The organism is Mycobacterium sp. 663a-19 (assembly GCF_035616495.1).
In the GTDB taxonomy this organism is placed as follows: domain Bacteria; phylum Actinomycetota; class Actinomycetes; order Mycobacteriales; family Mycobacteriaceae; genus Mycobacterium.
On record NZ_JAPJAV010000008.1, the window covers coordinates 287,030 to 299,345 of the forward strand.

Consider the following 12,316-nt stretch of genomic DNA (forward strand, 5'->3'; position numbering starts at 1 on the left):
CCGGCAAGGTCGATCACCGCATTGCCATCCTTTCTTCCAATGAGCGTTTGAGTTGTCCGCCATACATACTCAGCGATGCGCTGGTCAACATCTCGTGGTGAGTGCAGTCGACCGAATGGACGGTGATGTCGCCGGTAACGTAGGGCCGCCAAACGTGCGGACGCGGGGGGCCGTTCCCGTTTACGCCGCGCGCCGCGGAGAATATCACCAGATCGCCGTCGAAAACGTCGGGCTCGAAGTCCTGCAGATGCAGCTGGTTCATGGTCAAATTCTTCACCATGAATTCCAGCAGCTGCTCGGACGGCAGCGCCAACTGCGCCGCGTCCAGTTGCCGGGCAATCAGCCGCACCGCCTGCGAATAGGTAAGCGGCGCAGCCTGTTCCGGTACGTCGATGTGGTTCATCAGCAGAATGTGCTCGAGCACTTGGCTCTCGTCGGAAGCGTCATCGACCGCGACTATCGTACTGGTGCTGAACGCATCGTCGAGCAGCACCAGGCGTTCGACCGCGCATCCGCGTCGTTGCAATTCAATGGCGAGCGCCTGCGCTACCACACCCCCGAGGGACCAGCCCAATATCTTGTAGGGTCCGTTGCGGTAAGCGGCTTGCAGCCTGTTCGCGTAGCTCACCGCCATGGCTCGGATCGACCCTTGTCCGGATTCACCGTTTTGCGGCAGCTGGTTGACTCCGATGATCGGGCAGTCCAGGTAGTTCCCCAGGATTCGATAGGACCAGCTCAGACCGAGACCGTCATGTATACAGCACAGCGGAACGCCCGTTCCCGCTTTGAAGACCTCGACGGGGACCAGGTCCACCGCGCTGTCAGGCCGGCCCAACTGCTCGCACAAGCTTCTGACGGATGGCGCATAAAACATGGTGCGCACCGCGAGCTCGGTGCCCAGGCGCTTGTTGACCGCCGCCGTCACCCGCGTCGCCGACAACGAATCCCCGCCCAGCTCGAAGAATGAGTCATCGACCCCGACGCGCTGCAGTCCGAGCACTTCGGCGTAGACGTCGGCAACGATCTTCTCGGTCTCCGTCTGCGGTGGCCGGAAGGAGGTGGCGGCAAACACCGGTGCGGGCAGGGCCTTACGGTCGACCTTGCCCGAGGAGGTCAACGGGAAGTCGTCGAGCACAATTATCTGCGCCGGCAGCATGTAGTCCGGCATCCGCTCGCTCAGCCGCTGACGCACCGCACTGATCTTGGTGTTGGTGTGCGGGTCGTTGCATCCATTGGTGCGCTCGCGTGCCGCGGTCGTGGGTAGGTAGACGTCGGTCAGGGCCGGAACGGACTCCGTACCAAGATCGCTGGGGGCGATGAAGACGGCATCGATGGTGCCGGGTTGGGCGCCCCAGGTGACGGCGACGTGGTATCCGATGTTTTCGCCGAGGCGGTGCAACTGTTCGGGGGCGGCGCTGTCGACGGTCGCGGTGGCTTCGACGAGCGCGTCGGCCGGGGGCCGTCCGGCGGCGACGGCCTCCTCGAGCCGGACGTCGGTGACCAGCCCGGCCCGGGGCACTCCGACGACGCGCACGGCGGCGGGACGCTGGGACATCAACCGGGCCTGCAGTCCGAGCGGGCCCGCGCATTCGGTCCACGCCCAAGTGGGTGTCGCGCCCAGTGAGTGGACCGGTATCGGGTTCTTGTGGACGACGACCTCATAGCGGTACCGGGTCAGTTCGTTGTCGGCGAATCCACGCTTGACCTGGATGTCGAGTCCGGCCACCGATGGGTGATCGGCGGCCCACGTGGTGAAAAACTCTGGCGCCAGCAACAATTCGGGCTCGCTGACCATGGCGCGCTGAACTCGTTGGCGAATCTCGGCGATTTCCGCACTGGGGGTGCGGGCCAGCGCGACCGTTGCCTGGAAGGCGCCGTGCAGAGCGTGGTTGCGGACGTCACCGATGAACAGCCTCCCCCCTGGGGCCAGCAGGTCCATCGCCGTGTCGATGACGTCGGCCAGATACTTCCCGTTCGGGAAGTACTGGACGACCGAGTTGAGAATGATCGTGTCGAAGTAGCCGTGCGGCAGCGCCCCGATCAGGTGGGCGGGCTGAGCCAGGAGCTGGATTCGATCACGCCGCGGGAGCTGCGACCGCTCCAGCGCGCGGGCGAGGTTGCGCACGGCCGCCATCGACACGTCGGTGGCGACATAGTGCTCACAGCGCGGGGCGATCTGCGACAGCAGCAGGCCCGAACCCGCGCCGATCTCCAGCACTCGCCGCGGTTGCAGGGCCATGATCCGATACACCGTGGCCGAACGCCACTCCGCCATCTCCTCGAGCGGAATGGGCTCGCCGGTGTAGCTGCTGTTCCATCCCCGGAAATCCGTTCCGAGCCAGCAGGGTTCGGCCTCGGTGCAATACAGCTCGTCGTACGTGTGCTGCCACTGCTCGACGATTTCGGCGTCTCGGACGGCGGTGGACTCGCCGGTGCCGGTCTGATCGAGGGTGACGTACGCGACGAGGTGCGCCCCGGTGCTGTCCTGGTGCAGGGCGCCGGCGGCCTGCGTGACCTCGGGGCAGGCCAACAGGACGCTCTCGATTTCGCCCAGCTCTATGCGCTGCCCGTGCAGTTTGATCTGAGTGTCGGCCCGACCCAGATAGTCCAGCGTGCCGCCCGAGGTCCAGCGCACCAGATCGCCGGTGCGGTACATGCGCGTGCCGGCGCCACCGTAAGGGTTGGCCACGAACCGTTCCGCGGTCGACCCCGGTCGGCCCAGATAGCCGCGGGCCAGCGCGGGCCCGGCGAGATACAGCTCTCCCACCACCCCGACGGGGGCGGGGTTCAGGCGCGCGTCGAGCACCAGCGCACACATTCCGCGGATCGGGGCACCGATGTCGACCGGCCGCCCCGCCGACAGCGGGGGACTGCAGGTGGCCCAGATGGTGGTCTCGGTGGGGCCGTAGGCGTTGAACATTCGCCGACCCGGCGCCCAGGCGACCGCGAGCTCCCGGGGGCAGGCCTCCCCCGTGGTGATCAGCGTGCCGACCGCGTCCGCCCGCCCCCGATCCAGGGACGCCAGCACCGTCGGGGTTACCACCGCCGCGCTGACCCGCTGGGTCTGCAGCAACATCGTCAACGCCTCCCCCGCATACGCATCCGGCGGCGCCACCACCAACGCCGCGCCCGACCCCACGGCCAACAACAGCTCGCCAACAGACACGTCAAAGGTCGGCGAGGCCACCATGAGCAGCCGATCGCCCGCGCTCAACCCGAACACTTCGCGCAGCTGGGTCACCGCCGCCAGGCCGGCGTGGCCGACCGCGACTCCCTTGGGGGCACCTGTGGACCCCGAGGTGAAGATCACGTGGGCGGTGTTGTCCACCCCCAGCGGCGCCAGCCGGTCGTCGTCGGTGATCTGATCCGCGCACCGGCCGGACACGTCCAGGGCGTCGATGGACAACACCGGCCGCCCCCCGGCCCCGGCCACGGCGCCGGCACCGCGGGTCAACACGCATACGGCCCCGACCGCGTCCAATACCGTGGCGATCCGCTCGGCCGGGTGGGCCGGATCCACCGGCACGTATGTCCCCCCGGCCTTGACCACCGCCCACCACGCCGCCACCAACTCCGCGCAGCGATCCATGGCCACGCCCACCGCGCGCTCGGGACCGACCCCCCGCTCGATCAGCACGCGCGCCAGCCGCGTCGACCACTCGTCAAGCTCGCGATACGACAGCTCCCGCGCACCGTCGACCACCGCCACCGCGTCCGGGTCGGCCGCCGTCGCCTCGGCCAACAGCTGGGGAGCCACCCGTGGCCGCGCCCGCACGCCGGCACCCGACCAGTCCGACAGCACGAGATCGCGCTCGCGGCGCGTCAACAGCGGAACGTCGCCCACCACCACCGACGCGTCCGCCACCACCGCCTCGAGCACCCACCCGAACCAGCCGACCAGCCGCTCGATGGTGGCTCGGTCGTACAGGTCCGTGGCGTAGGACACCGATCCGGCCGCCATCGGCGCCGCCGGGTCGTCGGTGGGCACCTCGCTCAGTTCGATGTCCAGGTCGAACTTGGCGGTGCGCGTCGACGCCGTCAGCGGCTCGACGCTGACCCCGTCGAACGCCAACACCGCGGGGCGCACATTGTTCTGGAAGACCATGAGCACCTGAAACAGCGGATTATGCGCCGTCGAACGGACCGGGTTGAGCTGCTCGACCAGCCGCTCGAACGGGACATCCTGGTTGCTGTACGCATCGAGGGCTTTCTGACGCACTTGCCGAAGCACATCGCCGAACCGGTGCGCGGACTTGACGGCCACCCGCAACACCCAGGTGTTGACGAAGAACCCGACCAGATCATCGAGCGCCGGATCCAACCGCCCGGCGATCGGCGCGCCCATCACCACGTCCTCGCCCGCGCCGGCGCGGTGCAACACCACGGCCATCACCGCTTGCAACACCATCGACGGCGTCGCGTTGTGCGCCACCGCCAGCTGCTTGACCCGTGCCCACACCCGCGGGTCGATGCGGATGTCGACGTCGTCGCCGCGGTAACTCGGGACCGGCGGCCGTGGGCGGTCCGCCGGCAGCGACACCACCTCGGGCAGGTCGGCCAATTCCCGCCGCCAGTACCGCAACTGCCCGGCGATCACGCTTTCCGGGTCGGACTCCGCCCCCAACAACTCCTGCTGCCACAGCGTGTAGTCGACGTACTGAACCGGCAACGGCGCCCACTGCGCGGCCAGGCCATGCCGCCTGGCCCGGTAGGCCTCGGCGATGTCCCGCACCATCGGAGCCAGCGACCACCCGTCAAAAGCGATGTGGTGCACCACAATCCCCAACACATGCTGCTCGGGCGCCACCGCGTAGATCTGGGCACGAATCGGGATCTCCGTGGACAGATCAAACCGATGTCCGGCCAGCGACACCAACGCACCGGCCACCTCGTGCTCCGGCAACGACACCACCGCCGCGCCCCCGTCACACCACATCCCCGGCCGTGCCGGCAACACGTCCTGGAACGGCACCCCATCCCGGTCGGGAAATACGGTCCGCAACGATTCGTGGCGAGCCATCACGTCGTCGAGGGCCACAACCAGCGCATGCAGATCCAGCGGCCCGTTGATGTGGAAGGCGGCGGGCATGTTGTACGTCGCAGCTTCGCCCTCGAACCGGCTGAGGAACCACAACCGGGATTGGGCGAAGGACAACGGAACCCGCGCCGGCCGCTCGCCCGCGACCAGCGGCTTGCGCCGGCTCGCATGCCCGGCGATGTGCGGCGCCAACTGCGCGACGGTGGGTGCGTCGAACAAGGTGCGCACCGCCAGTTCGGCGTCCAGGCCCGAGTTGATCGCTGCGATCAGACGCATCGCCGACAGCGAATCCCCACCCAGCTCGAAGAAGGAGTCGTCCACGCCGACCCGCTCCAGCCCGAGGACGTGGGCGTACATGTCGGCCAGGATCTCCTCGGTGGGGCCGGCCGGGGCGCGGTAGTGACCGGCGTCGGCGTAATCGGGTGCGGGGAGGGCGCGTCTGTCGAGTTTGCCGTTGACGGTCATAGGCAGTGCGTCCAACACCATTACGGCGGCCGGGACCATGTACGACGGGAGCCGCTCGGCGAGCCGGGCGCGGATCTCGGTGGGGTCCGCGGTGCCGATGATGTAGCCGATCAGACGTTTGTCGCCCGGGCGGTCCTCGCGGGCGATCACCGCCGCCTGCTGGACGCCGTCGAGTTCGGTTAGGGCGCTTTGGATTTCGCCGAGCTCGATGCGGTACCCGCGGATCTTGACCTGCTCGTCGGCGCGGCCGTGGTATTGCAGTTGCCCGTCGGCGGCCCAGCGCACCCTGTCGCCGGTGCGATACATGCGCGCTCCCGGCGCCCCGAACGGGCACGCCACGAACCGCGACGCGGTCAGCCCGGGCCGGCGCAGATACCCCACGCCCACGCCGCGGCCGGCCACATACAGCTCACCCACCACACCCTCGGGCACCGGGCGCAGCCACCCGTCGAGCACGAACAGCGCCGCTCCCGGAACCGGGAAGCCGATCGGCGGTGTTCCCGAGCCCGGCGTCAGCGGCGCACTGACGGTGGCATATACGGTGGTCTCGGTGGGGCCGTAGCCGTTGACCATCGTCCGCCCCGGCGCCCACCGATCCACCAGGTCGGCGGGGCACGCCTCCGCGGCGATCACCAACGCCGTCGAATCCAACCCCTCCGGACTCAGTGTCCGCACCGTCGAGGGGGTCTGGCTCAACACGCTGACGTGTTCGGCAACCAGCAACGCCTGAAGTTGTTGCGGCGCAGTGGCCACCTCTTCGGGCACCACCACCAGCCGGCCGCCATGCAGCAGCGCGGCCCAGATCTCCCAGACCGAGTAGTCGAAGGCATAGGAATGGCATTGCGTCCATACCTGCCCCGGCGCCGGCTTGAGGCCGACGTCCAGGGAGTCGAACAGCCGGGTGACGTTGTGGTGGGTCACCGCAACGCCTTTGGGGACACCGGTCGTGCCCGAGGTATAGATGATGTGGGCGATATCGTCGGGGGCCGGACCGGGCAATGCGGAGCCGGCTTGGCCGTCGATGCGGGGGTCGTCGACGTCGACGACCGGCACGTCGCACCCGTCCAGCCGCTCTGCCAGGTCGGTGGTGGTGACCGCGGCGATGGGTGTGGCATCCGCCAGCATGAACCCGATCCGGGCCGCCGGCACCGCGGGGTCGATCGGCAGATAGGCCGCCCCGGCCTTGAGTACCGCCAGGATTGCCACGATCGCCTCGGCGGAGCGCGAAAACAGCAGTGCCACAGACTGTCCGGGGCCGGCGCCCTGTTCGGCCAGCAGGTGCGCCAACCGGTTGGCGGCCTCGTCCAGCTCGCGGTAGGTCATCGAGCGGCCTCGGAAGGTGATCGCGACCGCCCGCGGCGTGCGGGCCACCTGCGCGGTGAACAACTCCGGGATCGACACCGGAGTCACCGGATGCGTCAACACCGCCCGATTGCCGAGTTCGTCCACGCGGCCGTGGTCGGCCTCACCGAGCGGATCGATCGAGGACAGCCGCCGCGTGGGGTCGGTGGACATGGCCACCAACACCCGCTGGAACCCCTCGATGAGGGTTCGGATGAGTTCGGCGTCGAACGCATAACTGTCGAATTCGACGCGAAGCCCGAGTTCGCGGCTCGAAAGGGCTTGCATCGTCAGCGGGTAATGGGTCGATTCGCGACTGGTGATCCCGCTGATGACCAATCCGTCCGCGCCTGCTAATGCGCCGGTTTCGATCGGGTAGTTCTCGTAGACGAACAGCGTGTCGAACAATCGCTCGTGACCGGTGACGCGGTGGATTTCGGTGAGCGCCAGGTGCTGATGCTCCAGTGTGCGGTTGTTGGCGCTGTGCAGCTGGCCGAGCAGCCCGGCCGTGGTGGTCGCGGCGGTGAGTCTGGCCCGCACCGGCACCGTGTTGATCAGCAAGCCCACCATCGTGTCCGCGCCCGACATCTCGGCCGGCCTACCCGAGACCGCGACCCCGAACGCGACATCGTGGTTGCCGGTCAGCCACATCAGCACCTGTGCCCAGGCGGCCTGCAGCACGGTGTTGACGGTGGTGTGCTGCGCGCGCGCCAGCTCGGTCACGGCTCGCGTGATTCCCTCGGGCACCCGGTGGGATTCGACGCCTCGTCGCCCGAGCCCCGACCGCCCCGGCGGGCCCACCAGGGTGGGGGTGTCGAAGCCCGCCAACGCCTCGCGCCAGGCCGCGCGGGCGGCGTCGTGGTCGCGATCGGCCAGCCAGGTGACAAACCTGCGATACGACCCGGCCGCGGCCAGCCGGTGCCCGTGGTAGCTGGCGAACAGCTCCTGCAGCAGGATCGGCATGGACCAGCCGTCGAGCACGATGTGGTGATTGGTGAGCACAAGCCGATGCAGGTTTTCGGCGGTGCGGATCAGGGCGGCCCGAAACGCCGGCGGGTCGGTGAGGTCGCAGACCGCGGCGCGTTCGGCGGCGCACAGTTCTTGGACCCACTCCTCGGCGTCGAGGTCATGGTCGTTGAGGTCGACATACCGCCAGGCCGCCGCGGGATCGGCCGGAATGACTTGTACCGGTTCGTCGAACTGGCAGCAGAACCGGGCCACCAGGTTGGGGTGGCGGGCGACGACGGTGTCCACGGCTTGGTGGAGGCGGTCGGGGTCGATCCGGCCGGTCAAGCTGAAATCCAGCTGCACCGCATACAGATCGTCGTCACTGGGCCGCGCACCGCTCGCGTGGAAGAGCAGTCCCCGCTGCAGCGGTGTCAACGGCAAAATATCGGCGATCTCGTGGTGCCGGCACAGCTCGTCGATCTGCTCCTGGTTCAGGCGGGCCGGGGCGATGTCGGACGGGGTCAAGCCGCCCCCGCCGTTTCGTACATGAGCGCAGATGCCGGCCAGGGCGTCACGCCACAGTTGGCCGAGCCGGGCGATCTGCGCGTCGTCGAGTGCCGAGCGGGCCCACGTCCAGGTTGCGTGCAACTGCGGACCGGTATCGGTGTCGACGGCGAAGGCGTTGAGTTCCACGGTGTGACCCAGCGGCATCGGTACCGCGGTGGACGCCGTGGTGGCCGCGAGGGCGTCGGGGCTGATCCGCCACAGATCCGCGGGCACCCCCGCGGGCATACCGAGGCGCCCCAGGTAGTTGAAGCCGATCCCCGGGTCGGCTCCCGTGAGTTCGATATCGGGGTTGAGGTAGCGCAGCAATCCGTAGGTCAAGCCGTCGGGCAGCGCGCGCAGTTGTTCCTTGATGTCTTTGATGAGAGCTTCGAGCTCTGCCTCACCCGCGGCCACTTGGGCCCAAGGCGGACGGCCCACGCTCAGCGCGACCGGGTATTTGGTGGTGAACCAGCCCACCGTGCGAGACAGGTCGACATCGGCAGCCAGGTCGTCGGCCCGGCCGTGGCCCTCCACATCAAGAACGATCGGTGCGTTTCCGGTGTCGAGGAATTCCGCGCAGGCCAGGGCGAGCGCGATCAGCAAGATGTCTTGTGTCCCAGCGTGATACGCGGCCGGTACCTCGCCAAGGAGCGAGCGCGTCGTCGCGGCATCCAATGACACCGACAATTGCCCGGCACTGGCATAGGTATCCACTGCGGGCTGGACCGAGGGCAGGGCGGCCGGGGCGGCCGCGATGTGTCTCCACGTCTCGACTTGGGCCACCACGGTCGGGGTGCGCGCATGATCGGCCAGCAGGGAGGCCCACCGGGCGAACGATGTGCCGGGTGCCGGCAGGGCCACGGGTTGCCCGGCGTGATGCTGGGCCCAGGCGATGTTGAAGTCCTCCAACAGGATTCGCCACGACACCGCGTCGATCGCCAGGTGGTGAACGATCACCACCAACTCGCCGGTGCCGACCGCCCAGAGTGCGCTGAGCATCACCCCGGCGCTCGGATTCAACCGGGACCGCGCCTGGGCCAGCGCCTCGTCGGACAACACGTCGATGGTGTGCAGGCACGCGCCGGCCGCTACCGACCCGGGCTCGGGCACGGTCAGCGCCCAGCCTGCGGGCCCATCGTCGACTCGTAGCCGCAGCATGCCATGCCGGTCCAGCAGGGCCTGCAGCACGACGAGAACGTCGGCCTCGGTGACTCCCGCGGGGGCCTGCAGCACCATCGTCTGGTTGAACTGCTCCACCGGGCCGTCCACGGTCTGCAGCCAGCGCATGATCGGCGTGGGGATCACCGGGCCCACACCGTCATCGATGACGGTCGGCCCGTCGGTGGCCGCCGACCCCGTCACCCGGGCCAGGCCGGCGACGGTCTGCTCGACGAAGATGTCGCGCGGCTGACACCTCAGCCCGGCGGCGCGGGCCCGGGCCACCACCTGCATCGACAGGATGCTGTCGCCGCCCATTTCGAAGAACGAGTCATCGATCCCGACCCGTTCCACGCCGAGGACTTCGGCGTAGATGCCGGCCAGGATCTCCTCGACCGGGCTGCTCGGGGCGCGGTAGTGATCGGTGTCCAGGTATTCGGGTGCCGGCAGGGCGTGTTGGTCGAGTTTGCCGTTGACGGTCAGCGGCAACGCGTCGAGCACCACGATTGCGGCCGGGACCATATACGCCGGTAGCCGCTTGCCCAGCTCGGCGCGGGTTATGGCCGGGTCGGCGGTTCCGGTGATGTAACCCACCAGGCGTTTGTCGCCGGGGCGGTCCTCGCGGGCGAGCACCACCGCCTGCTGCACCCCGTCGAGTTCGGCTAGGGCGCTTTGGATTTCGCCGAGCTCGATGCGATACCCGCGGATCTTGACCTGCTCGTCGGCGCGGCCGTGGTATTGCAGTTGCCCGTCGGCACCCCAGCACACCAGGTCCCCGGTGCGATACATTCGCGTCCCCGCCCCGCCGAACGGGCACGCCACGAACCGCGACGCCGTCAACCCGCAACGGTGCACGTAGCCAACGCCCACGCCACGACCGGCCACATACAACTCCCCGACCACCCCGGCCGGCACCGGGCACAACCGACCGTCGAGCACGAACGACGCCGCGGTTGACACCGGGGCGCCGATTGGCACCACTGTTACTCCTGGAGCCAGCGGGGCACTCATCGAGGTGTACACGGTGGCCTCGGTCGGGCCGTAGGCGTTTATCACCACCCGCCCGGGCGCCCAGCGATCCACAATCTCTGCCGGGCACGCCTCGCCGCCGAGTAGCACCGCCACCGAATCCAGCCCGTCGGGCGACAACGCAGCCGCCGCTGACGGGGTTTGGGTCAGCACATTGACGCGTTCGGCCACCAGCAGTTCGTGGAAGTCATCCGGTGAGCCGGCCGTCGATTCGGGCACGACGACCAGCCGCCCGCCACCGAGGAGTGCGGCCCAGATCTCCCACACCGAGAAGTCGAAGCCGTACGAATGGCACTGCGTCCAGACCCGCGCCGCCGGCAGATGCGAGGGCAACGACTCCGCCAGGTGGGTCGCGTTGCGGTGGGTGATGGCAACGCCTTTGGGGACTCCCGTTGTGCCCGAGGTGTAGATGAGGTAGGCGATGTCGGTTGGGTGTGGTGCCGGTGGGGTGGTGCTGGGTTGGTTGTGCAGTGCCGGGTCATCGATGTCGATGACTTGCAGGTCGCTTGCGTGTAGCCGGGGGCGCAGGTCGGCGGTGGTGATCGCGGCGATCGGGGTCGCGTCGGCGAGCATGAAGCCGATCCGCGCGTCGGGATGGCCGGGGTCGATCGGCAGGTAGGCCGCGCCGGTCTTGAGCACGGCCAGCATCGCGGTGATTGCTTGCGGTGACCGGTTGAACAGCAGCGCCACCGTGTGTCCCGGCCCCGCCCCGCGCTCGGCCAGCAGGTGCGCCAACCGGTTGGCGGCCTCGTCGAGCTCGCGGTAGGTCTGCGAGCCGCCCTGGTAGCGGATCGCCACCGCGTCCGGGGCGCGCTGCACGTGTGAGGCGAACAACGCCGGAATCGATACCCCGGGTGCGGCGGGTTGTGCCAGCGCGGCGCGGTTGCCCAACCGATCCAGGCGCGCATGCTCGGCGGCGTCGAGCACATCGATGCCCGACAGCCGTCGGGCCGGGTCGGTGGTCATGGCCATCAGCACCCGCTGGAATCGCTCGATCAGCGCGTCGATGCTGGCGGTGTCGAACACGTCGGTGCGGTACTCCACCGCCCCGCCGATCCCGGCCGGCTCACCGGCCTCGGTGAAACGTTCGGCCAACGAAAACGCCAAATCCATGCGGGCAGAACGGGTGTCCACCGGCATCTCGGTGATCTGCACATCACCGAGATCCAGCCCCGAGGCGGACTCGCCGGTGCGCCCGGCGAAACCCTGCCAGCCCAACATCACCTGCACCAGCGGGTGATGCGTCAGGGACCGGGTGGGGTTGAGCCGCTCCACGAGCACCTCGAAGGGCACGTCTTGGTGTTCGTAGGCGCCCAGGCTGCGCCGTCGCACCCGGCCCAGCAACTCGGCCACCGTGGGGTCACCCGTCAGGTCGACCCGCAACACCAGCGTGTTGACGAAGAACCCCACCACCTCGTCGAGCGCGGGGTCGTTGCGCCCGGCGATCGGGAACCCCACCGCCACATCGGAACTGGCGCTCAACCGCGACAGCAGCACCGCCAGGCCCGCCTGGATCACCATGAAGCTGGTGGCGTTGTGCGCGCGGGCCAGCGCACGCACCCGCTGCTGCAAGTCCGCCGGCCAGTCGACGGTCGCGCTGGCCCCGCACTGATCGGCCACCGGCGGATAGGGCCGATCGGTGGGCAGCTGCAGGCGTTCGGGCATCCCGGCCAGCGCGTCTTGCCAGTAGGCCAGCTGCGCGGCGATGCGGCTGTGGCCATCGTCGAGGTCGCCGAACTGCGCGCGCTGCCACAACGCGTAATCGACATACTGCACCGGCAATTCGGCCCA

1 protein-coding gene is annotated in these 12,316 nt (G+C 68.8%); it reads right to left on the bottom strand.

What is annotated here, in order from left to right:
- Positions 1-13: 13 nt before the first annotated feature.
- The coding region (locus OQ968_RS16705) for a non-ribosomal peptide synthetase (protein WP_324679746.1) at positions 14-12,316 on the bottom strand (12,303 nt) is incomplete at its 5' end.